Annotated in this window: 19 protein-coding genes and 2 pseudogenes; 20 read left to right on the top strand and 1 reads right to left on the bottom strand. The window is 52.9% G+C overall.

All coding sequences use genetic code 11. The annotated features are described in order from the left end of the window. The 6 genes from QSK07_RS15975 to QSK07_RS15950 all read left to right on the top strand — a co-directional run. On the top strand, positions 1-1,208 hold a 1,208-nt coding region (locus QSK07_RS15975; RefSeq protein WP_285721981.1), incomplete at its 5' end, for a bacteriophage T4 gp5 trimerization domain-containing protein. An 11-nt stretch (positions 1,209-1,219) separates the two neighbouring features. Next, a complete protein-coding gene (locus QSK07_RS15970) occupies positions 1,220-1,936 on the top strand; it encodes a hypothetical protein (RefSeq protein WP_285721980.1) in 717 nt (238 codons plus the stop codon). A gap of 212 nt (positions 1,937-2,148) precedes the next feature. Continuing rightward, a complete protein-coding gene (locus tag QSK07_RS15965) occupies positions 2,149-2,994 on the top strand; it encodes a hypothetical protein (protein ID WP_285721978.1) in 846 nt (281 codons plus the stop codon). A 17-nt stretch (positions 2,995-3,011) separates the two neighbouring features. After that, the gene (locus QSK07_RS15960; RefSeq protein ID WP_098050852.1) at positions 3,012-3,452 is read left to right on the top strand and encodes a DcrB-related protein; all 441 of its coding nucleotides are present in this window, start codon (positions 3,012-3,014) and stop codon (positions 3,450-3,452) included. Between the two features lie 3 nt (positions 3,453-3,455). Then, the gene (locus QSK07_RS15955) at positions 3,456-7,919 is read left to right on the top strand and encodes an RHS repeat-associated core domain-containing protein (RefSeq protein WP_285721975.1); all 4,464 of its coding nucleotides are present in this window, start codon (positions 3,456-3,458) and stop codon (positions 7,917-7,919) included. A gap of 14 nt (positions 7,920-7,933) precedes the next feature. Next, entirely contained in the window at positions 7,934-8,305 is a 372-nt protein-coding gene (locus QSK07_RS15950) for a hypothetical protein (protein ID WP_285721973.1), read from the top strand. A 280-nt stretch (positions 8,306-8,585) separates the two neighbouring features. Here the strand turns inward: QSK07_RS15950 and QSK07_RS15945 are convergent. Continuing rightward, a pseudogene (locus QSK07_RS15945) lies at positions 8,586-8,969 on the bottom strand (DUF933 domain-containing protein); the annotation flags it as partial. 57 nt (positions 8,970-9,026) lie between these two features. On the opposite strand from QSK07_RS15945, the pseudogene QSK07_RS15940 reads away from it, so the two are divergent. The 14 genes and pseudogenes from QSK07_RS15940 to QSK07_RS15875 form a co-directional block, all read left to right on the top strand. Next, positions 9,027-10,382: pseudogene (locus tag QSK07_RS15940) on the top strand (RHS repeat domain-containing protein); the annotation flags it as partial. 14 nt (positions 10,383-10,396) lie between these two features. Beyond that, positions 10,397-10,666: a hypothetical protein gene (locus QSK07_RS15935; protein ID WP_285721971.1), complete on the top strand. Its 270-nt coding sequence runs from the start codon at positions 10,397-10,399 to the stop codon at positions 10,664-10,666. A gap of 338 nt (positions 10,667-11,004) precedes the next feature. After that, positions 11,005-11,253 carry a hypothetical protein gene (locus QSK07_RS15930; protein ID WP_285721970.1) on the top strand — a complete coding sequence of 83 codons (249 nt, stop codon included), beginning with the start codon at positions 11,005-11,007 and terminating at the stop codon, positions 11,251-11,253. A gap of 313 nt (positions 11,254-11,566) precedes the next feature. Continuing rightward, positions 11,567-12,529, top strand: a complete 963-nt coding sequence (gene ssp4, locus QSK07_RS15925) for an Ssp4 family T6SS effector (RefSeq protein WP_285721968.1) — start codon at positions 11,567-11,569, stop codon at positions 12,527-12,529. Beyond that, positions 12,529-13,110 (top strand): hypothetical protein, encoded by a 582-nt coding sequence (locus tag QSK07_RS15920; protein WP_285721966.1) that lies wholly within the window; start codon positions 12,529-12,531, stop codon positions 13,108-13,110. The genes ssp4 and QSK07_RS15920 overlap by 1 nt, the downstream gene beginning before the upstream one ends. Before the next feature lie 270 nt (positions 13,111-13,380). Further along, positions 13,381-14,388, top strand: a complete 1,008-nt coding sequence (gene dgcN, locus QSK07_RS15915; protein WP_285721964.1) for an N-acetyltransferase DgcN — start codon at positions 13,381-13,383, stop codon at positions 14,386-14,388. A gap of 1 nt (position 14,389) precedes the next feature. Further along, complete coding sequence (dgcA, locus tag QSK07_RS15910; RefSeq protein WP_285721962.1) at positions 14,390-15,355, top strand: N-acetyl-D-Glu racemase DgcA; 966 nt, start codon at positions 14,390-14,392, stop codon at positions 15,353-15,355. 15 nt (positions 15,356-15,370) lie between these two features. Continuing rightward, the gene (locus QSK07_RS15905; RefSeq protein ID WP_285721959.1) at positions 15,371-17,233 is read left to right on the top strand and encodes an ABC transporter ATP-binding protein; all 1,863 of its coding nucleotides are present in this window, start codon (positions 15,371-15,373) and stop codon (positions 17,231-17,233) included. A gap of 25 nt (positions 17,234-17,258) precedes the next feature. Then, complete coding sequence (locus QSK07_RS15900) at positions 17,259-18,800, top strand: glutathione ABC transporter substrate-binding protein (RefSeq protein ID WP_285721958.1); 1,542 nt, start codon at positions 17,259-17,261, stop codon at positions 18,798-18,800. A 76-nt stretch (positions 18,801-18,876) separates the two neighbouring features. Next, positions 18,877-19,809: an ABC transporter permease gene (locus tag QSK07_RS15895; protein WP_098050842.1), complete on the top strand. Its 933-nt coding sequence runs from the start codon at positions 18,877-18,879 to the stop codon at positions 19,807-19,809. Further along, positions 19,806-20,690, top strand: coding sequence for an ABC transporter permease subunit (locus QSK07_RS15890; protein WP_285721956.1), 885 nt, complete (start codon positions 19,806-19,808; stop codon positions 20,688-20,690). The genes QSK07_RS15895 and QSK07_RS15890 overlap by 4 nt, the downstream gene beginning before the upstream one ends. A 2-nt stretch (positions 20,691-20,692) precedes the next feature. Further along, on the top strand, positions 20,693-21,736 hold the full coding sequence (locus QSK07_RS15885; RefSeq protein ID WP_285721954.1) for a DmpA family aminopeptidase: 1,044 nt from the start codon (positions 20,693-20,695) through the stop codon (positions 21,734-21,736). Further along, entirely contained in the window at positions 21,733-22,554 is an 822-nt protein-coding gene (locus QSK07_RS15880) for a M55 family metallopeptidase (protein WP_285721952.1), read from the top strand. The genes QSK07_RS15885 and QSK07_RS15880 overlap by 4 nt, the downstream gene beginning before the upstream one ends. A 380-nt stretch (positions 22,555-22,934) precedes the next feature. Beyond that, positions 22,935-23,843 carry a LysR family transcriptional regulator gene (locus QSK07_RS15875; RefSeq protein WP_285721950.1) on the top strand — a complete coding sequence of 303 codons (909 nt, stop codon included), beginning with the start codon at positions 22,935-22,937 and terminating at the stop codon, positions 23,841-23,843. The last annotated feature ends 443 nt before the right edge of the window (positions 23,844-24,286 follow it).

The following is a 24,286-nucleotide window of genomic DNA, read 5'->3' as shown; positions in this document are numbered from 1 at the left end:
GTCCGCTGATCATCGGCCGCGTGTATAACGAGGCAAGCATGCCTCCGTGGGCGCTGCCGGCGGCGGCGACGCAGATGGGCTTTCTGAGCCGGTCAAAGGATGGCACGGCGGACACCGCGAACGCGCTAAGATTTGAGGATAAGGCGGGTGAGGAACACCTGTGGATTCAGGCGCAAAAGAACATGGATACGCATGTTAAAAATGATTCCAGCCATTCAGTTGCCAACAATCACAGCCATTACGCGGGAGGCAATGAGCTCTACCGTGTCGAAACTAACCGCGTTCACGGAGTGAAAGGGGGCGAAGAGCGGCTGACCGGTAAGGGCAAACTCGATGCGGTGGTCGATACTTACGTCGTGGGGTCGGGCACTAAGCTTCGCTTTGAATGCGGAGAGAGTGCTATTGAACTCAATGCGAATGGTCAGATTAATATTGTGGGCAAGGGGTTCAATATTTTCGTGCAAGGCGATGGTCATATCACCACCTCTGGCGGCAAACTGAACCTGAACACCAATGGTGCGAAACCGGGCACGAGTGCTCCGGGATCCAGTCATAAACAGAACATCAGTCAGGCCGTAGAAAATCTGTTCCCGCCGAAGCAGAAAGGGCAGGCTGCACCCGCTGCGCCAAAGGCTGCGGCGGCCCCGGCGAAAGGTGCGGCAGCGCCAAAAAATAGTGACAATTTTTCCACGATTTCTCCAATAATATTAAGACATGAAGGTGGCTATGCAAACCGAGCATCTGACAAAGGCGGTCCAACAAATCATGGTATTGCGTGGGATACATGGAAAAAATACTCAAAAGAGGATTTAGGCGTTGAGCCGACATTAGAAAATTTGAAAAAAATCACTCCAGAGCAGGCTGAAATTATTTACAAGAAAAGATATTGGGATCCAAGTGGTTTCAACGATATTAAGGATCCTAAATTAGCTTTGATGTCCTATGACTGGAGCATTACTTCTGGGGGAGCCGGAAAGCAGATTCAAAAATTGCTAAATAGTCAATATGGACAAAATGTGAAGGTTGATGGTGTCATTGGGCCTGACACAATTTCTGCTATGAATAGTGTTGAAGATTCAGGTAAGCTAACCAATAGCATTGCTGAAATTAGAAAGCAATATTATACTAACCTGACTATATCTGATCCTAAAAACTTACCTAATCTCAACGGCTGGATTAATAGGGTTAATGATTGTCTGGATTTTTAAAGGTTAATTAAATGAATAAAGTTGGATTTAGCTTAGCTGTTTTGCTGTCAATCTCTTCATTATCCTTGTTCGCTTCTGATGACTTTTCTGGTCAGTGGAGTGGTCAAGAAAAAAACGATAATGGATCGTTATACTCCACTCTGACATTAAAATTAAAGCAGGATAATAATAACATAACGGGTAGTTATTGTTATGTAACACGGGGTGGAAACAAAATAGATTGTCCTGAGGGTAATGGCAGCAATCTCAAAGGCACTGCAAATGGTAAAAAAGCTTTAATTGAATTTGATTCTTCATTTGGCGGAGTCAAGGGTAAAGCAAATTTAGAACTTAAACATAATAAAGTTTTATGGAAGTTAATAAAAGACCCAGAGAATGGCGAGTTTTACGCTCCAAAAAATTACGCGCTCGATAAAGAAGTGAATCAGGGGGATTTAAAATCCGGCATGAAGATTTTCTCGACAGCTGATTTTACCATTACTTTAGTTAATGGTTGCGGAGAGTTTTATACTGTATGTAATAAAGTTAAATACTTAGGTCTCAGAAATAAAGATGGGAAACAAATCACTCTTGAAGGTAAAACCACGCAGCCTGTCAACTCAAATAAAGCTGATGGAATGATTTTCAATAATAGCGGCGTAGATTATATTGTGAGCTTTAATCCGCTTGAGTTAAAAGTAACGCAGGGGAATAAAACGCTTGTAGAGCAAGGTGGTAAGTGGGAGTGATGATTTTCATTATTCTCAAGTGAGAGTTTTTTGCGCTTCAGATGATAATAATAACGTTAATTAATGTTATGATATTTTATTGAGGTGGTGATGTTTTGTCTCCACCTTGCGCATATTATTGATCTGTATTTTTTATTGAGTCAATTTAATTGCGTTGCATTAGTGAATGAATGTTTTTTCTTATTTTTAATTGCCAACCTCGATAAAACACAATGATTGTAAATCGTTTTTTCACCAGCCTTATATTTGTGCCTGCCCTCCTGTTTTTATCCTGTATTGTCAGGGCTGAATCCGCCGTGGAATTGTCTGTTCCTGCTCTTAACGAGGGCGATTTTTCCGTTCTGCTGAACGAGTATGCTTTCACTCCTGGTGACACCTGGAGCAACGAAAGTTTCGTATGCGCAGGCAAGGCCCTCAGTTCAGTTCTGGCCGGAGAAGTGGATATTAACAACCAGCAATACAACTACTTTCAGCATACCTACGACGGCTTTGAGTTATTTAGCTCGGCAGCGGTTGGAGATGCCAACCACACGCTTCTGGCTGAAATCCTTCTGAAAAGTGCCAGCGTGCCGACGACCCGAAATATAAAGATAGGCGATAGCCCCGAACAGGTTCAGCAAGCTTATGGGCCCGGCAAAGAAGATAACAGTGATAATCAGCACTGGCTTGTCTATCAGTCGGGCGCGAAACAGTTAATGTTCCAGATTGACCAGGGGAAGGTCAGCAGCATTATGTTGAAAACAGACCTGGATGCAGAGCAAAGTGATATCAGCGCTGACCAGGCTCTCAGCGCTGCAACGGAAGCGATTCATACCTGGCGCCTGACCAGCCTCGATGATAAATGCCTGCGGTACGATGTCGACGACAGCAGTGATGAAACATTCTATGTCATCACGGTTCGTGAAGATAATCACGATATTAGCTGCGGTGGCGATCCTGATATTACGCATCGACTTTTTGATATTAAAGTTGCGCGTGATAATACACAGCTACTCACTAATGCCGATAACGTTGATGGCGAATTCCATAGCCTGATTCCACCCGCCACAAACCATTAATAAAACGGACACCCAATATGAATTACCACTTCAATGAGGGCGCCTTTGCGCTTTTTCCTGCTGCCTGGCAGGATACCACCATGAATATTCTCCGTGATGAAGCCAGTGGGCTGGCATGGGTTGTGAGCCGTGGTGTTATTTCTGAGGGCAGTGATGCGGAAAAGGAATTTCAGCGTCAGTGGGACACGTTGCGGAGTCAGATGGGGCATATTCAGCAGAGTGAATTTGCGCGCGTGATGGCTGGTGTGGATAACACCCTGCCCGCAATTGAAGTTGAAACCCTGTTTGACCGTAACGGGCAAGAGGTGTGGCAGAAACAGCTGGCTACACAGGTGCCTGATTCCAACATCTTTATGATTTTTACGCTCTCCGCGATGCGCCCATTCAATGAAGAAGACGGACAGCGCTGGAGTGCTTTTAAACAAAGCCTGAGTCTGAACAATCCACGGAAAGCTTAATCTATGGATAACCATGCGGCCCGCGTGGGCGACGAGATCATTCACTCCAGCATTTTCGCTGATATCACGAGCATTGTGGCTGAAGGTGCGGCCTATGCCGTTATTGGTGCCGCAGTAGGTGCCGCTATCGTCTCGGCAGCGCCCCTGTTGGGTACAGGAGTAGCAGCGGCCAGTGTAGCCGCTGTGGGTAACAGTTGCCTGCTCAGCGGTATTCTGGGTGGTGTACTGGCCAATGCCGTGGGTCTGTCACAGGAGATCAGCAAAGCAGCCGATGGTCTGGGTAACATGATATTTCCGCCGTCACCCGCCGGTGTGATCGCCAGTGGGTCAGAGAATGTCTATGTTAATGGTCTTTTAGCCGCACGTGCGGCCGGGATGCTCACGCCCGGTGAGACACCGCCGCCCGAACCACAATCGCCGCAGAGCTTTGCGGATTACGGCGGCATGCTGCTCTCGGCGGTCGGCCAGTTTGGCAGTGCAATGTGGCAGCCCACGGTCGCCTCCGCCGATGCGGGCACCTCTCCGCTGGAGCAGGACAAAGTGGCCTGTGAAAAACACAGTGCGCCGCAATATCTGGCTCAGGGTTCGAAAAGCGTCTTTATCAATGGCCAGCCAGCGGTGCGCGCAAAGGATAAAACCACCTGTGATGCCACCGTAAGTGACGATGTTTCCCCCAATGTCATCATTGGTGGTGAAACCGTCACGGTCAGAGAGATCAAAAGCGGCAAGGTCCCGGGTCTGGCCGTGATGATGATCGGCCTTTCTCTCCTTCGTGGTCGCCCGTGTCAGATCCTCAAAAACATGCCCTGCGCATTGGCAATGGCGGGCGGCGGCATGCTGGCAGATATGTCGATTAACGCGGCCTTCTCGTCGCTGTTCCCGGTTCATGCAGCGACCGGCGTTAAAGTCCTTAATGATGATGCCGAGCGCGATTTTTCCCTTCCTGGACGTTTCCCGCTCAGTTTTCAGCGCAGCTATAACAGCCTGACTCAGCGCGCTGGCCTGTTTGGTCAGGGCTGGGCCACGGTGTTCGACAGCTATCTCACACTGGAAGGGAACCGGGCGACCTGGTTTGATGACAACGGGCGTGAACTGAGCTTTGACGTTCCCGGTGAAAAAGAGGTGCTCTACAGCATCAGCGAAGGGCTGATGGTGCGGCGCAATGAGTCAGGCGATATCGCCATTGCCGATGACAACGGTGCGGTATGGCGTCTTTACCGGCGCACGGCTGCCGATCCGCAGGTGCTGCGGCTGGTTTCACTGAGCGATGAGTACGGTAATGCGCTGGAGATGGGCTGGGATGAACAGGCTCGCCTGGTGCGTATTCATGATGCGCCGCTAGCGATTGACGTCACGCTGCATTACGACGACAGACAGCACGCGCGGCGCCCGACATCCGCCACCCATTTTGATGGCGATCAGCACTGGCCCCTGAAGCGCTGGACCTACACTGAACAGGGCCAACTTGCCAGTGTCAGCGATGCCGCAGGTGTTGTCTCCCGGCGCTTCCGGTACAACGATGACGGATTAATGGTCTGGCATCAGCTACCCGGCGGGCTGGAAAGCGAATATCGCTGGCAGAAGCTGGATCACTGGCGCGTGGTAGAGAACCGCACCAATACCGGTGACGGCTGCAACATGCATTACGATCTTAAGGCGGGCATCACGCGTGTGTCGACCTATGACGGTCAGCAGCGTGAACACCACTGGAATGCCGCGGGCCTCATCACCTGTTTTATTGATGAGCGGGGTGAGAAGTGGCGCTATGAGTGGGATGAGAACGAACTCCTGACGCGTCGCATCGATCCGCTGGGCAACGCGGTGAGCTTCGCCTATGACGAGCTGGGTAACCGCGTTGAAGAGAAAGATGCTGACGGTGGTGTGCAGGCGGTGCAGTGGCTTTCACACCGTTCACTGCCCACGGTGGTTGCCGGAGCGGATGGTTCCACAACGAAATACTATTACGATCCTCATCATGGTCTTGAGCGCGTCGTTGATGCGCTCGGGCAAAGCACGATCTATAAGCGGGATGAGTCCGGGCTGGTTGTCGAGGAGATCGACGCAGCAGGTAACAGCTACCGCCGGGAGTTTAACGATGCCGGGCAGGTTATCCGCGAAACCGACTGTTCAGGGCTGACCACACGCTACCGCTATCATCCCCTGGGCTGGCTCAGCTGTGTCACCGCACCGGATGGTGAAGAAACCCGTTATCACTATGATGCCGCAGGCCGCCCTCTTCAGCTGGAACGTGCAGAGGGCTGGGAAGAGCGGTTGCACTGGAGTGAAAACGGACTGCCGCTGGCCTATGAGTCGGCTGATGGTAAGCGCAGTGAATTCCGTTACGACAATGTCGGGCGACTGATCGCCAACCGTAATGCGGAGGGTGAGACGGTTCAGCGAAGCTGGGACAGTCGTGGCCGGTTAACGGCGCTGCAAAACGAGAACGGCGAGCAGTATCATTTCGAGTGGGGCGCAGACTCTCTGTTGCTGGCTCAGGTGGGGCTGGATGGCGTTGCCACGCGATATAACTATGACGCGGCGGGCCGCACGGTATCACGTACCTTTGCCGCCGGACATCCTCAGTCCATTACCCATCGTTACCACTGGAGCCGTGCGGGACAACTGCTGGCGCGGACCACGCCGGAAGGTCAGACGCGCTATCACTACAGTGGTGGCGGCCAGCTGGGTAAAATGTCGCAGCATCTGCCGCTGTCTGACACCGAGTGGAGCCAGCAGGCCGAGCAGGAAATTACCTTTAAGTATGATGCGCTGGGCCGCATTGTTACTGAGCAGGGGGAGCAGGGCGAACTGGCGTGGGAATATGACGCGCTGGGTAACTGTACGGCCCTGACGCTGCCCGATAGTCGCAACCTGAAGCAGCTTTATTACGGCAGCGGCCATCTGCTGAGCATCGCTTTAGATAACCTGCCGGTCACGGATTTTACCCGTGACACGCTGCACCGGGAACTGAGCCGGACGCAGGGCGGCCTGACCATGCGCAGTGAATATGACCGGTTAGGCAGACTGCGCCGCCGTGACGTGTTCAAAGGCGACTCGCAGCGTCCTGCACCGCGCGTCTGGTCCCGTCGGCGCGACTTCGATTACGGCAACAACCTGATCCGTGAAGAGCGTGACGATAATCCGTTCAGCCAGACATTATGGAACTACGATAACGCCGGCCGGCTGTTGTCTCAGGACGGTGCGCAGCCGGGTAATGAACAGTGGCGCTGGGATGGCGCAGGCAACCCGCTGGATCGCCATACTGCCGCCCACGTCATGCACAACCGTGTCACTGAACTGAACGGTATCCGCTGGCAGTACGATATTCATGGCCGCACCACTGAGAAAGATGACGGCCAGACCCGCTGGCGCTACCGTTACGATGGTGAGCATCGCCTCACGGATGTCATCAGCGAGCCGCGGGACCGTAACAAGCCACGCACTAAGGTGAGCTTTCGCTACGATCCGCTGGGACGTCGCATCAGTAAAACCAGCCAGCAGCTGTTACAGGGAAGAACCTCCGGCAATGCCGTCATGACGCGCTTTGTGTGGGAAGGCTACCGCCTGCTGCAGGAAATCCACGATGGCACGCCGCTGACCTACGTTTACAGCGACAGCCAGAGCTATGAACCGCTGGCGCGTATAGATGGTGTGGAAAGCCCGGAGATCTACTGGTTCCATAATGCGGCCAACGGGATGCCGGAGCTGCTGACTGACAGGGAAGGACAAAAAGCCTGGGAAGGGATCAACAGCCCGTGGGGCAAACTGCTGCGCGAGTCCAGCCAGCGGATGCCAGTTGTTCAGCAGAACCTGCGTATGCAGGGCCAGTACCTGGACCGGGAAACCGGACTGCACTACAATCTGTTTCGTTATTATGACCCGGACAGCGGACGGTTTACCCAGCAGGACCCGATAGGGCTGGCGGGCGGGATCAACCTCTACCAGTATGCGCCTAATGCGCTGGGGTGGGTGGATCCGTGGGGGTTGAGTTGTAAGAAGACAAACACATGGAATGAGTTTCAGAGGCATCATCGTGGGAATTTCAAAAAAACAACTGATGCTTCTGAGGCTTATAATAACTTGATAAAAGAACAGTCGCCTTGGCCATTGAATGAGCCTCCAGCTAAAGCAGATATTTTACCAGGTACTAAACTGAATATGGCTGTGGCTCCTGGCCAGCCAGTGACGCGCCCGGGAGGTTTTGCTACTTTTGATGAGATTCCAAACAAAGCTTTCGTTAGAAATGAACTCGGAGTCAAAAATGAATGGAAACCTGATATTGATAGGGTTGTTACTTATGAAGTGATAAAACCCTTACCGGTGAACTTTGGAGACGTAGGACCTCAAATTGATAAAGGGGCAGGTGCTTACCTTAAAGGTGGTAAATCGCAGGTGGAAATGTTAGTGCCCGCCAATGAAAGAATGGACTATTTGAGAGTAGTAGATGAAAAGCCCATTGGTGATTGAAGTAAGGAGTGAAAATGAGCGGAATTAACGATCTAAATGTCATAGCTTGTGAGTCTGTTGTTAAGTGGAAATATAAAGAAAAGATATTTTCCATGTCATTTTCTAAAATTGATCAGGTGATGGTTGATGAAAGGAGAGAGTTGATATTTGTTCTTGACCAAAAGAAAGAATTGCCTCAAAGACTATCTATAATTAGCGGAGGTGGGGAGGTTTTATCAACATCTCCACCTCCTGATGGGGGGCAGTTCTATTACATGACCATTGATACTCAAAAAGAAGTTTTGGTTGTCTGTATTTTTAGTAAAAAAATTGACGGGTGGAGTGATTGGCATTTTTCGTTCAATCAAAAAGATAATCTGCTTTTGCGCGTCTCACCTGCATACTGATGCTTATAATATTAAGGATAGAACGACAAGACCTAATGGGTAACTACATAAAAAGCTCATGAAATGATGTAGTTACTACATGAAATCTTGGGCGATTAGATTTTTCAAGGTTGAGTTAAATGGAGTGGTTATAAAAATAAATATACCATTTAACTTACTATCTATCATTAGTGAAAGTTTTTTAAAAATATTCCATCAGAGGTTTCTCATTTTATTCTTCGTTGCCTGAAATAAAATAAGCCAAAAGTACTTTTAAAGTTTTACAACAAAATAATTCTATAAATAGGAAACTCATCACATTGCCATCTCTCACGACGTGCTCTTTATCTACTGAACGAATCATACCGCTTATTTAGCACCTTGCTCGCCTTTGTAAGCGATAAAGTCTTCATACGCGATGGTCTGAGCGCGGATATAGCCTTTCTCGAACTTGGCTTGGATTTACCGGCTGTCTAAGGGCTGTCGCGGCGACCTGAATGGTCCATTCACGGACTTCTTTTACATCTGAGGCGAAGTAGGTCTGCAGGTTCAGCAGAGAGTAACCTGCACGAATGACCTGTTTCAGGCCCGCCTTTAACAGTCCCAGTTCCGCCATGAACTCGTCACGGTTTCCATCTTCTAGCACTGCAATGTCTGACTCACTGGTGGCACATAATGGCACCATGAATCGAGTTTACCCGTGACCCATTGCATCGGGAACTGAGCCGACCATACGTAACGAATGTTTAAGTGTGACGCGCAGCGTCCTGCACCGCGCGTCTGGTCCCGTCGGCGCGACTTCAATTACGGCAACAACCTGATCCGCGAAGAGCGTGATGATAATCCGTTCAGCCAGACATTATGGAATTACGATAACGCTGGCCGGCTGTTGTCCCAGGACGGTGCGCAGTCGGGTAATGAACAGTGGCGCTGGGATGGCGCAGGCAACCCGCTGGATCGCTATACTGCCGCTCACGTCATGCACAACCGTGTCACCGGACTGAACGGTATCTGCTGGCAATACAATATTCATGGCCGCACCACTGAGAAAGATGACGGGCACACCCGCTGGCGCTACCGTTACGATGGTGAGCATCGCCTAACGGATGTCATCAGCGAGCCGCGTGACCGTAACAAGCCGCGCACTAAGGTGAGCTTCCGTTATGATCCGCTGGGACGTCGCATCAGTAAAACCAGCCAGCAGCTGTTACAGGGAAGACCATCTGGCAACGCCGCAACGACGCGCTTTGTCTGGGAAGGTTATCGTCTGCTGCAGGAGATCCACGATGGCACGCCGCTAACTTACGTTTACAGCGGCAGCCAGAGTTATGAACCGCTGGCGCGTATTGATGGTGTGGAAAGCCCGGAGATCTACTGGTTCCATAATGCGGCCAACGGGATGCCGGAACTGCTGACTGACAGGGAAGGACAAAAAGCCTGGGAAGGGATCAACAGCCCGCGGGGCAAACTGCTGCGCGAGTCCAGCCAGCGGAGGCCTGTCGTTAAGCAGAACCTGCGTATGCAGGGCCAGTACCTGGACCGGGAAACCGGACTGCACTACAATCTGTTTCGTTATTATGACCCGGATAGCGGACGGTTTACCCAGCAGGACCCGATAGGGCTGGCGGGCGGGATCAACCTCTACCAGTATGCGCCGAATGCGCTGGGTTGGGTGGATACGTGGGGGCTGAGTAGGTGTAGCCTTAAAGGAAAATATAAAGAAATTGATAAGACAGAATTACCAGATTGGATAAGAGATTCTTTCAAAGATGGAGAGTATAGAACAGTGTTAACAACTGAGGATGTGACCTTGTATCGCGTCTTTGGTGGTAATGCTAAAATAGATGGCTCATTTGTTAGTACATCTCCGGCGCTGAATAAAATCCAGGCGAAAATAGATTCTGCACTTTTACCGGAATGGAAAAACACCAGGCAATTCGAGGCAACTTTAAAGATCCCGAAAGGAACGGTTCTTCAGATTGGGAAAGTTGAGAAGCAAATAATGAAATCTGGTGCAGTTCTTGAAGGTGGGGCGGACCAGATACTACTTCCGCACGGATATCCAGTTGGTTGGATAACTGATGTGAGATTTTTATAATTGAGAAATTAACTATGAACAAGCAAGGTTTATTGGTTGAAATAGATAAAGCATCTTCTTACATAGAGGCAGTTATGAATAACGAAAATAAAGGAGGGTTGATAGTATTTATTGATGAGTTAAAGTTACTTAAAGTTAAAGTTATTAACAATAGCCTCGTGAATAACCCTTTAAGAGGTTTTCCGCGGCGCTATGCTGAGATGTATAATGATTACCTCCATAAAATAACGGATATAATGCACAAGATTGAAAAGTCTGTGGATGTATATTTAGATAGCAACTAACTCTTGCTGTATTATTAGTGAATTTGATTTGCTAAAAAGGGATAGAAGAACCCTGTTGTTGCGCTTATCCTTTTTTAGGTTGCTTAATAATTATTAACCAAAATAGTATATTAATGAATTCATTTATTTTTTCTGAGTTAAATACAATAGCTTCCACTGTAATCTAATTACATAAAAAGCTGTCATTGTTAAATGATTTATAATCAGAGCCGTTCTGAAATTAATTACTTGCTAAAGTCTAATTAGTATCCAGGATATAGTGCTGGAGATATCTATCAGGTGGATAATGATAATAACATGACAGAATTCGATTAAGTCGATATTTTACCGGGTAGAGAATGATAGATTTATTTTCCCACAATGAAGCTTTATATTTTCTTGAGATATTCTTTCAAAAAATGATTAAAGATGAAGCCTGTCGTGAGGAGATGAAAGTTATCATTGATGGAAGTCGTAAAAATAAAACAGTTTCAATACGTGCCATAGATGTTTGTTTCATGAACTATCGTAAGGTTATGAGTGATTATAGTCTGCCTACAGATGAAGAGATGGAAATCTGGAAGCAGTTATTTAATGTTTGGCAGTGATGCTTGAATCAATTCAAGTAAGTGTTGAATTGTGCTTTGCTTTACAGTGGTTATTTTATTCCCATATTTAAAGGGTGGTTGTTTTTAAAAGATTGTTTTTCAGGTGACATGCAAACTACTTATTAGGTCTTTTGAGTCAAAAAGTGAGGGATGGGATCACTGGTTTTTTATGCAATCAAAAAACGGTAAGCTTGTTATGATATTGCCTGCATATTGATATATAGCCCTAATGCGGTAATAATGTTTTTTCCATTTCAAATTTCAATGTCTAAAAAACTCTCTTTTTATTATCTTGACCCTATAAGGAGATAAAATGAACCTGCCAGGAATGAATCCCGAAAATAACTTACCGGGTTATGACATCGCGAGTATGACCGGTTATGGGGCACCAGATTTTGATTTCAAAGCGCTGGGTGCAGCAATGGATTGCACTCGGGAGTTTTATCAGGCTGGCATCATCTATGCAGATGGCGCACAGCGTTTTCTCGTTCGATCTGGTCAGCGTCATCCTAATGGCCAAAGTGGTATCGTCACACATCTTATTGTGACCAAAACGCCTAAGCAAGCCACAGCGTCTGATACGGGCAAGTCACTTAGTGAAGCAGTAAGCGCAACCTCAATGGGAACGGAGATTGCCTCGACCGTGCTTTCCTGTGGTGCAATGATTATCACAGCTGGCGTGGCGGTTATCGGCGCTTCAGCAACGCCTATAACCGCTGGCAGTAGCGGCGTGCTTGTTGCTATTGGTTATGCTGGCGCTGCCGCAACAGGCGTGCAATGTGTCAATGGTATTTACCGGGTTTATGATCTCGTCGAAAACGGTGGTCAAAACGTAGCGTGGCTGGACTCTCAGGATTGGTACGTTGCCACTTCAACGTCCCTTGACCTTATTTCACTCGCCAGCGTGGGCGGTGCGTTAAAAGAAGCCCTGGCAACATGGCGAGCGATGAAGTCAGTCTCTTCTCTAAAAGCAACGGAGTGGCTCAGGAACTATCCAAGGCAGGACCGGGCACGCCTGACCGAATTAATCATTAAGGCACAAAACCCTGGTATAAGTAATAAAGAGCTTAAAGCCGCCATCCGTGCAGGACTTTATCCAAAGCGGTTCCCTGTAGAGCCGGTGCAAAAAGAACTTGTTAAGCAACTGGCTCAGGTCGTCACGAGCGCAGCTGCTGTGGCTGGCAGTGCTGTCAGTGGTATCATTGCTGCTCCAGGTAACGTGCCGCGCACCGGGCGTTATATAGTGGGAACAATTCAATCGCTGGCGGTATTTTAATGCAATTTTTATCATGGCTTGTTGGGCGTAATCTCACTGAACTGCTGCAACAGGGTCGCGAAATAGATCAGCTAATTGCGCGGCAGGATAATTCCGTACTTGCCCGTTCCACCACAGAGCTTGAGCGTTATTTTAAACAGCCTTCTGAGTCGCTTCCCCGGCAAAACGGCTTCCCGGTTGCACTAGTGCTGATGCTGTTACTGGTCGCATTTGCATTTAACTTGCTGACGTTTCTGCACGTTTTACCTCCGCTTAAGCCACAGATACACGCGTTGAGTTTTTTTGTTCCCTCAATCGTCGTTCTTGGCGCGATACTGACGGCAAGTTACCTGCTTGCTCGAGGGCATACATCCGGTGTGGAGGGGCTGGCTTACGTCTGGGCGGTGTTGCTCATATCGACCGTATTACTTTTGAGCTACAGCGTTGTTACGGGTAGCCACTCGGGTCTGTGGCTACTTCTGGCACTCGCTGCTTTGGGGGGTGCTCGCTGGTTACTGAATGGGCAGGCTTTCATCCTGTTTGCCATTTACTGTCGGACACAACGCCTCGCCAGTGTCGCCCGACAGCGTCGCATGAAGTAACCCGTAATGGTTTTTAGTGCGGTTATCGCGGAATACCCCTTCCGCGACTCTCTTCTGTTTTTCGCTCAACACAATCTTTTTCCTATGACCCACCCCCTTCTTTTAATCCATTCCCTGTTCCAACCCCCCTGAAAAACCAACCCATCATCACTATTACCTCTGGCTATAACCTGCCGTTATACCCTCCTGCTAAACAAGCATTCGTCACCTTTCAGAACGCATGAAATAGTGGTTTCAGAACCTGATCTTTTGGCTGAAACGAGAGACAACATGCTAATCCCACAACCCTATTTACTCTTTCTTGGCGATGTTACCGATCCCCTCGCGGCAAAAACGGCGCGCGGTATTCATATCTGGCGGCCGGAGCAGTGCGTTGGCGAAATTAAACTGCCGGGCTGCACAGTCAGTCTGGGTCTGGATGAGCTGGATATTTCCGGTGCTAAAGCACGCGGCGCGAAAACGCTGGTGCTGGGCACGGCCAATGCCGGCGGCTATCTGCCCGCGCACTGGCTGGAAACCATCAAAAGTGCCATTAAAGCAGGCATGAACGTTGCCAGTGGTCTGCACCACCGACTGGTGGATGAGCCGGAACTGATCGCGCTTGCGCAGGCTTCTGGCGTTGAGCTGTTTGACCTGCGTCATATGCGTCCGGCGCTTAATGTTGGCAGCGGTAAGAAACGTACAGGTAAGCGGATACTGACGGTGGGTACGGACTGTTCAGTGGGCAAGATGTATACCTCACTGGCGCTGGAAGCGGCGATGCGTGCGCGCGGCATGAAAGCCGATTTTCGCGCCACGGGGCAGACCGGCATTCTGGTCGCGGGAGAGGGTATTGCTGTGGATGCGGTGATCGCTGATTTTATTGCCGGTGCAGCAGAAGCGCTGTCACCAGCGAATGACGCGGACCACTGGGATATCGTCGAAGGTCAGGGCTCACTGTTCCATCCCTCTTATGCGGGCGTCAGTATGGGGCTGATGCACGGTGCGCAACCGCACTGGCTGGTCATGTGCCATGAAATGGGACGCCCCCATATGCGTCATCTGCCGCACCAGCCGATGGTCAGCCTGAAGGAATGCGTGGAAGCCAATCTGCGTGCCGCGCAGGTGACCAGTGAGTCTGTTCAGCTGGCTGGCTTTGCGATCAACACCTCCAATTACAGTGAAGAAGAGGCGCTCGCATATTGCGCCGAAATCAGCGCTGAGTTCGGCTTACCGGCCACGGATCCTGTGCGTTTTGGTATTGATGAGATCGCTGCACTGCTTCAGGAGCGTGGCTGAAATGCGACAGTTGCAGATTGAGGTGGTGGAGCTGCCGCTGGCGCGACCCTTTGCTATCGCACGCGGCACCCGTACCGCCGTGACGGTCGTCCGGGTCACGCTGGAACAAAACGGATTCATCGGACAGGGCGAATGTACCCCGACGGCCCGCTACGATGAGACGCCCGACAGCGTTCAGGCCATGCTCGAAGCGATACGCACTGAGGTGGAGTCGGGCCTGAGCCGTCACGATCTGCAGCACCGCTTACCTGCCGGTGCAGCGCGTAACGTGCTGGACTGTGCGCTATGGCGACTTGACGCGGCACGGGAAAATCAGACGCTGTGGCAAAAGAGCCAATTTGCTCAGCCACCGTCGGTGGTGACGGCAGAGACCCTTAGCCTCGACACGCAGGAAAACATGGCTCTCGAGGCGGCAGATGCCGTCTCACGTGGCGCCATCCTGCTCAAAATCAAGCTTGACCGTGATGCGGTTCTGGAAAAAGTAGCGGCGATACGTGTGGCGGCACCGAACGCCACGCTCATTATCGATGCCAATGAAGCCTGGTCGGGGCTGGACCTGGAAAGCCTGCTGGTGGCACTGAAAGCCTTCAGTATTGCGATGGTGGAACAACCACTGCCCTCCGGACAGGATCATGACCTGCAACGTTTTAAGCATCCCATACCGGTCTGTGCCGATGAGAGCTGCCATACGCGGGCGGATATTGCCGGATTACGCGACCGCTACGAGATGATCAACATCAAACTGGATAAGTGCGGTGGCCTGACGGAAGCGCTGGCGATGGTGGAAGAAGCCCGCGCACACAAAATGCGCATCATGGTGGGTTGCATGCTGGGCTCGTCACTGGCGATGGAGGCGGCATTGCCCGTCGCGGTAAATGCAGAATTCGTCGATCTGGACGGTCCCATCTGGCTTGCCGCCGACAGTTCTCCTTTCCTGAGCTACTCCCAGGGCCGTATCTGGCTATAACGCTTTGAGGCGACGATGACAGACACACAACGTACTTCTCCTGTTACCCGCGCGGCCTCGCCATCTCCCGTGCTGACGATTCAGGATCTCAGCGTCTCATTTCATGGACGCAGCGGTGAGAATCAGGCACTCAAAGGCATCAGCTTTGCCATTAATCCGGGTGAAATTGTCGCCGTGGTCGGTGAAAGCGGCTCAGGTAAATCGGTTACGTCGCTGGCGGTAATGGGCCTGCTGTCCGGCAATGGACGTGTCGATCGCGGCAGCATGCAGTTTCGTGACCGCAGCGGAAACGTGCACGCATTAGAAACCCTGAACGAAGCACAGCGCCGTACATTGCGCGGCAATGAAATGGCGATGATCTTTCAGGAGCCGATGACATCGCTGAATCCGGTGCTGCGCATTGATGATCAACTTACCGAGGCATTACGCGATCATCACCTGTGTGACAGAAAGCAGGCCCATGCCCGCGTACGTGAACTGCTGCGACAGGTGCGTATTGCGGATGTGGATCGCGTGATGAAAAGCTATCCGCACTCGCTGTCCGGGGGCATGCGGCAGCGTGTGATGATTGCGCAGGCGCTGGCCTGCGATCCGCAGCTCCTGATTGCCGACGAGCCTACCACTGCGCTGGATGTCACCGTGCAGGCGCGCATTCTCCATATTCTGCGTGAGCTGCAACGCGAGAAACAGATGGCGGTGCTGTTTATTACCCATGATATGGGCGTGGTCGCGGAAATCGCCGATCGCGTGGTGGTCATGCTGCGTGGCGAAGTGGTCGAGCAGGGCACCGTTTCTGAGATTTTCGCCGCCCCGCAGCACGCTTATACCAAAGCGTTACTGGCGGCTGTACCCAGGCTCGGCGATATGCGGGAACACGCATGGCCGCAACGCTTTCCTCTGCCTGGTGCGCGGGACGCTGCGCAAAGCGAACAGCAAACTGCTCGCTATGACGCGGCGCCGCTGCTGGATGTGCGTGGGCTGAAAGTCTATTACCCGATTCGCAGCGGCATTTTATCGGGCCTGACGCATCATGTGCATGCGGTGGAGCAGATTGATTTCAGTCTGTGGCCGGGTGAAACCCTGGCCATCGTGGGTGAAAGCGGCTGCGGCAAATCGACAACCGGACGGGCGCTGATGCGCCTCATCAACAGTGACGCTGAAAGCATTCATTTTGAAGGAAAGGAGATCTCTGACCTGAAAGAGGCAGAGTTTCAGCCGCTGCGCCGTGAAATCCAGATGGTGTTTCAGGATCCCTATGCGTCACTGAATCCCCGTCTGACAGTAGGGTTCACCATTGCCGAGCCGTTGCTGCTACATGGCAGGGTCTCTTCGCTTGAACAGGCTTCCCCACAGATCGATGCGCTGCTGAAGAGCGTCGGTCTCCTGCCTGAGCACGCGCGTCGTTATCCGCACGAATTTTCTGGCGGTCAGCGTCAGCGTATTGCCATCGCCCGTGCCATGGCGCTGAAACCGAAAGTGATTATTGCGGATGAAGCGGTATCGGCCCTGGACGTCTCAATTCAGGCGCAGGTGGTGAATCTGATGATGGACCTGCAGCAGCAGACGGGCGTGGCATGGATCTTCATCTCTCACGATATGGCGGTCGTCGAGCGCATCGCGAATCGCGTCGCGGTGATGTACCTCGGCCAGATTGTCGAGCTTGGTCCGCGCCAGTCGGTCTTTAATCAGCCGCAACATCCCTATACCCGGCGTCTGCTGGCCTCGGTGCCGGTCGCCGATCCTGAGAACCGTCAGCCCCGTCTTTTCGATGACAGCGAAATCCCTTCGCCGTTACGTAAGGTGGGCGAAACGGTCACGAAACCCCGTTATCGCCAGGTTGCGCCCCAGCACTGGGTCGCTGACGGCATTGCATTGTAATTATCCTCAACGCCCAGGAGAATATATGAAAACGCTGTTTCGCCGTACTTCGCTGGCCCTCGCATTGACGACGACGCTGGTCATGACTGCGCAGGCACAGGATCTGCGCATCTCCATGTATGCCGATATCACGGGGCTGGATCCGCACGATACCTCGGATAATGTCAGCTACTCGGTGCAGAGCGGCATCTTTGAGCGCCTGTTCCAGTTTGATCCTCAGATGAAGCTGCAGCCCTGGCTGGCGACCGGTTATACCTCTAATGACAGTGCCACCGAATTTACGCTGACGCTGCGCAAAGGTGTCACCTTTCAGGACGGTACCCCGTTTGATGCGGACGCTGTCAAAGCTAACCTTGATCGGCTGGCAGACCAGAAAAAAGGGCTGAAGCGTAATAGCCTCTACAGGATGATCGATAAGGTTACGGTGCTGGCACCCGACCAGGTAAAAATCGATCTCAATCAGTCGTTCGGCGCCTTTATCAACACGCTGGCGCATCCTTCGGCAGTGATGTGGAGCCCGTCAGTGCTTAAGCAATATCCGGACGAAGCACAGTTGCGACTGCATCCGGTGGGAACCGGTCCGTTTAAATTCATCAACTGGACACCGGGCAAAGCGGTCACGCTGGCGAAGTATGACGGCTACTGGCAGCAGGGATGGCCTAAAGTCGACCATGTGATCTTCTCGCCGAGTCCGGAAGATGCGACCCGCGTTGCGGCATTGAAATCGGGGCAGGTGGATGCCATCTGGCCATTGCCTTCAGACCTGATCGCGACCGTGAAGCAGGACAGCCACCTTTCGATTCAGCGTGACCCCAGCATTTATCTCTACTACATGGCGATCAACACGCAGCACAAGCCGCTAGCCGATGTTCGCGTGCGTCAGGCCATTAACTATGCGATTGACCGTAATCTGTGGCTGAAAGTAGCCTTTGCCGGTCTGGGCAAACCGGCCACCTCCGCCATGCCGGAAGGGGTGCAGTTCTATCAAAAACAAACCGCTCCCGACTACCAATATGCACCGGACGAGGCTAAAGCGTTGCTGAAAGCCGCGGGCTATCCGAATGGTCTGGATCTTAAACTCTGGGTCACCAATGCCACGGCCAGCGTACGTGCCGCTCAGGTGCTGAAAGCGCAACTGGCCACCGTGGGCATTCGTGCCACCGTAACACCGATGGATTCCGGCACGCGTAACGCGAAGCTGTGGGGCGTAAAGGATCCGAAAATGGCGGAGTTTGACCTCTATTATGGCGGCTGGTCGACCTCTACAGGCGACGCCGACTGGGCACTGCGTCCGCTGTTTGCCACCGAATCCTGGGTGCCGACCTCCTACAACGTCTCCTACTTCAGCAACCCGGATGCAGACAAAGCGATAGCGGCCGGGCTGGCGACTGCCGATCCGGCAAAGCGCGGCATCGCCTATGCGCAGGCGCAGACGGTGCTCTGGAAAGAGGCACCGGTGGCGTTCCTTGGCACACCAGACAATCTGGTGGGCAAGCGCAACACGCTGAGCGGCGTTTCGATGCTGCCTGATGGCAATTTGCTGTTCACTCAGGCGTCCTTTAAATAAGACGGTTTCTTCCTCGTCCCCTGTCCGGAACGGGCCGGGGACGTGAGAAGGCCGTCACCTCATTTCAGGGAATGGCATGTTTGCATACATCCTTCGCCGATTACTGGAGATGATCCCGGTTTTGCTGGTGGTCTCGCTGCTGGTTTTCGGTTTTATTAAGCTCATGCCGGGCGACCCGGCGCGCATTTATGCCGGACCGGATGCGCCCATTGAGGCAGTCGAGGCGGCGCGTCAGCATCTCGGGCTGAACGATCCGCTGCCGCAGCAGTATCTGCATTGGATCGGCAGCCTGTTGCAGGGCGATCTGGGCATCACCTATCGCACCCAGCAACCGGTGCGGGAGGTGATTGGGCAGGGCTTTATGCCGACGCTGTGGCTCGCCTTAGCGGGTTTTACCTGGTCCGTTATTCTCGGATTGTTGTTTGGCGTGATGGCGGCCCTGAAACGGGGACGCTGGCAGGACTGGACGCTGATGAGCGTGGCGGTAGGTGGCATCTCGATGCCGGCTTTCTGGCTGGGACTGTTGCTCATCCAGTTCGTCGCGATGCCTTTCGGGCTGTTCTCCGTCAGCGGCTTTAACAGGGCCAGCGATATTGTCCTGCCCGCCATCACGCTGGGCTCGTCGGTGGCGGCGGTCATGGCGCGCTTTACCCGTTCGGCCTTCCTGGAGGTGGCGCAGGAAGATTACGTGCGTACCGCTAAAGCCAAAGGGCTGCGTAACCGCCTGGTGACGTGGAAACATGTGATGCGCAATGCGCTCATTCCGGTGATTACCATGCTGGGTCTGCAGTTTGGTTTTCTGCTGGGCGGATCCATCGTCGTGGAGAGTGTTTTCAACTGGCCGGGATTAGGCTGGTTACTGATTGAGTCGATCAAAGCGCAGGATCAACCGGTGATTCAGGCGCTGGTGATGCTGTTCGTGTTTGAATTTATTGTCATTAACCTGCTGGTCGATCTGCTTTACGCGGTGGTCAATCCGGCCATTCGTCTGCGACAGGAGCCGAAATGAGTAGTCAATCGCTGACTGACAACCCGCCTCAGATCATTCGTTCGCCGTGGCGCGACTTTCTGCATGCCTTTGTGCGAAATCCGCTGGCGCTGGTCTCTGGCGGGTTTGTGCTGCTGTTAATTGTGGTGGCGATTTTTGCCTCCTGGCTGGCGCCCTGGGATCCCATGGTTCCGGACTGGATGGCGCTGTCGTCGCCGCCTTCCACGGCTCACTGGATGGGAACCGACGAGCTGGGGCGCGACCTGCTCAGCCGCATTATCTATGGGGCGCGTATCTCGCTCTATATCGGCGTGCTGTCCGTGACGATGGGCATGCTGGTCGGGGTTATGCTGGGCTTACTGGCGGGCTATTACGGCGGTTGGGTCGATATGCTGATCATGCGCGGTGCCGACGTCTTATTCGCGTTCCCCGGCATGTTGCTGGCCATTGCGGTGGTGGCGCTGCTGGGGACCGGCCTGAACAATGTGATTATCGCGGTCGCGGTCTTCAGCGTACCGGTATTTGCCCGTATCGTGCGGGCGTCGACGCTCTCTCTGAAGCAGGCTGCCTATGTTGAAGCCGTGCGCTGTGCCGGTGCGCCAGACCGCGTGATTATTCTGCGGCATATTTTACCCGGCACGCTCTCAAGCGTGATTGTCTATTTCACTATGCGCATTGGCACCAGTATTCTGACGGCGGCAGGTCTGAGTTTTATTGGACTGGGTCCGGAGCCAGATGTGCCGGAATGGGGCAATATTCTGGCGATGAGCCGTAGCATGATGATGGCCGGCGCCTGGCACATGAGCGTATTTCCCGGGCTGGCAATCTTCATTACCGTGCTGGCATTCAATCTGCTTGGCGATGCGCTGCGTGACACGCTCGATCCCAAACTCAAGGGCTGAAGATGGATTACCAACAACTGCAGCGCGACCTGCTGCTGGATCGCTGGCGTGACCTGCGTCAGCTTGGGCAGCCGCGAAGCGTATGCGGACCCACGAATCGCATCAGCGATGTTGCGGGCGTGCGTGTCGGACATGACACGCTGAATGATGGCGAAACGCAGACGGGCGTCACCGCTATTGTACCGCCGGGCGACAACCTGTTTCTCACGCCGCTGCCGTGTGGGGCTGAGGTGCTGAACGGCTTTGCGAAACCCGTCGGGCTGATTCAGATAGATGAGCTGGGTATATTGCAGACGCCGATCCTGCTCAGTAACACGCTGGCAGTTGGCACGCTGTTTACCGCGCTGGTGCGGGAGGCTATCCGTCGTAACCCGGAACTGGGCCGGACATTGCCTACGGTCAACCCACTGGTGCTGGAGTGCAACGATGGCTGGTTGAATGATATTCAGGCACTGGCTGTCAGTGAGGAGATGGCGCAGGCGGCGCTGCAGACGGCCTCCGCTGACTTCGCGCGCGGTAGCGTCGGCGCAGGACGCGGGATGAGCTGTTTCAGCCTGAAAGGCGGCATCGGCACCGCCTCGCGTATTATTCCTTCACTTAACGCCACGCTTGGCGTGCTGGTGCTGGCCAATTTCGGCGCACTGGAAGCCTTAACGATCGATGGCGTCCGGGCGGGTGAGATGATCGCGTCGCTGCTGGCGGGGCACACACCGCAGCTGGATGCCGGTTCTGTCATCATCATCATGGCCACAGATGCCCCGCTGGATGCCCGTCAGCTGAAGCGCATCGCAAAACGGGCCGGTGCCGGTCTGGGACGGCTGGGCAGTTACTGGGGCCATGGCTCGGGCGATATTGCGGTGGCGTTTTCCACCCAACCGCTGCCGCAACCGCCGCAGGACGACACGCTGGAGCCGCTGCTTGCCGCGGCAGCAGATGCCACTGAACAGGCGGTACTGGATGCCTTACTAAGCGCAGAGGCTGTTACCGGCTTTCGCGGCCACCATCGCCCCTCACTGACGCAGATTCTGGATAGGTTAACCTCATGAAAATTTTTATCTCGGCCGACATTGAAGGTATTGCGGGCGTCATGCGCCCGGAGCAGTGCACACCCGGTCACCCGGAGCATCAGATCGCCCGTGGTCTGATGGAGCAGGAAGTGAATGCCGCGATTGAGGGGGCGTTCGCCGGCGGCGCAACGGAAGTAGTTGTTGCCGATAGCCATGCGCAGATGACCAATTTACGTGCGGAAAATATCGATCCCCGCGCCCGACTGGTGCAGGGCAAACCTCGCTGCCTGTCGATGGTGGAAGGGATAGAACAGCAGCGGTTCGACGGACTGTTTCTGGTGGGGTTTCACAGTGCAGCGGGTGAATCCGGCGTACTGGCGCATACCATCAATGGACGTGCGTTCTGGCGTATACACATCAATGGTCTGGTGATGGGCGAAACCGATATTTATGCCGCCGCCGCCGCTGAACAGGGTACGCCATTGCTGCTGGTCACCGGCGACGATCAGTTACAGAGCTGGATAGCGCAACACTACCCGGCGGTCGATTACGTCTGTGTGAAACGCGCCATTTCGCACACCAGCGCGGAATCGATCAGTCCGCAGGCGGCACAGCGTGCGATCGCGGCCGCAGCGAGCGCTGCAGCGCAGCATCCTTCTCAGGTAAACACGACTCGCCTCACAGCGCCTTACGTTATGCAGCTTCAGGCCACAAAACCGGTGCTGGCCGATCTGTTCAGCCTGATCCCTGGCATCACGCGCCTGGATGCCGTTACCGTGGGTTATCAGGCGGAGAAGATGGAGACGTTAATCAGCTTACTCAGTGCATTCTCCTATCTGGCGAGTACCCAGTCGTAGCGACATCATTCCAGGGCTGCCTGCAACGTCAGCCCGTTCAGGCTGCCTTTGCTGTTGTGCTGATTCCGCGCTACCAGGCACTCTCCTGAACGGCATACTGTACATGCCCATCCTTACTCTGGCGGGACAGGATTTCTGCTGGCCTCAACCCGATAAACCCACGCTTCTGATTAAAGCTGCACCACGGTAGCGCGAGCCCCGCTCCCTGCAGAGGCTTCAGACGGGACTGCCAGATGCGAAAAGGTGCGTGACAGGTCGCTGAGCCTGCGCTGGTTTTGCGGTACAGTTTTTGCAACAGGGGAACAATTACTTTCACTCTCCCCCGGTGCAGCCTGTCGGAGAGGCCTTTGGGTCCGGTATTCCATCCAGGATAAATCATCATGCGGCTCCGCCATATAGAGGTCTTTCAGGCCATCGTACAGACCGGCAGCATCAGCGCAGCGGCGCGCCTGCTGAATGTGTCGCAACCGAATATCAGCCGTGTGCTGAATCACGCTGAACAGCAACTGGGATTTGCGCTGTTTGAGCGACGTATTCAGGGTATGAGTGTGACGGCAGAAGGGCGTCGCCTGTTGCCTGAAATCGACGATCTCTGCCAGCGTCTGCAATCCATTACCCAGCTCACCGAACAGCTGCGGCGTGGCGAAGGGCAGTTAGTGCGCGTTGGCGCGGCGCACGCGTTTGGTCAGATGGTGATGGCTCCGGCGCTGGTCACCTGGCGGCAACAGATGGCCTCAGTCAGTGTCGAACTGGTCACCGAGCACTTCAGCACCTTATGCCAGATGATTCTGGAGAATCAGCTCGATTTCGCGCTGGTCTTTGGGCAGCAGGTCGATGCGGATCTTCTGGCTGAGCCTCTGTTCCAGTCCTCCATGGTGGCGCTGCTACCGCGCCATCATCCCCGGCATGAACCCGTTACGCTGCAATGGTTATGCGACAATAATTTACTGATGATGCAGGCTCAGGATCCCCTTGGACGCGTCCTGCATCGTGCGCTGCGTGATAAGAAACTTAATCCCGCCGTGTCGTTGTCGATCAAAACCTATTCGGTCATCGCGGATATGGTGCTGGCAGGTGGCGGCGTGGGTGTGGTGGATCTCTTTACCGCCTGTCGCTATGCCGAACAGCTAAAACTGCTGCCCATCGCGCAACCTCTGCCGTTTGAAGTGATGCTGATCAGCCGTCGTGACAAGCCACAGTCGCAGTCCACTCTGCAACTTAAGCAGGTCATCCGTAACAGACTGTGGGAGATAGCCCGGCAGTGTGAAACGCAGTTTATCAATGGCTGAATGCGCGCCGCTTTCGGGTGAAGAGCAGGTGAGAGGGGACGCTTAGATTGCATCAGATTCGTTTGCCGGTTTTTGCGAAGAAAGAGCGGAGTCAGAACAGTGATTTTTTAAGATACTGATTCCGGCGTTGCCGGAATGTGCGGACAGACAATATTGATAAGGCATCAAAAAAGAAAAAACCACGCAGCTGTGTGGACTTTAAGGCGTCTGTCAGATTTCATGGGGTGTTAAATCGCATGAAGCAACCGTCCAATCAGACGTTAAATTATGATTTATAGGCATGTTTTCAGGATGATTTAAATTAATTTCCTTATTTTTTATTCGCTATTGTAATCATTTCAAAATTTTCTCGTGTTTTATAATTTGAAGTTCGTATATTCGACTATTGCCATTAGGATTATTTCAAACTCTGCCCGGGTTAACCGAATTCTACTCCTGACCAG

Origin of the sequence: Pantoea sp. QMID4, assembly GCF_030270445.1 — a bacterium.
Lineage (GTDB): Bacteria > Pseudomonadota > Gammaproteobacteria > Enterobacterales > Enterobacteriaceae > Pantoea > Pantoea vagans.
The sequence above is the reverse complement of the archived record's forward strand: the minus strand, read 5'-3'. Positions and strand labels throughout refer to the sequence as shown.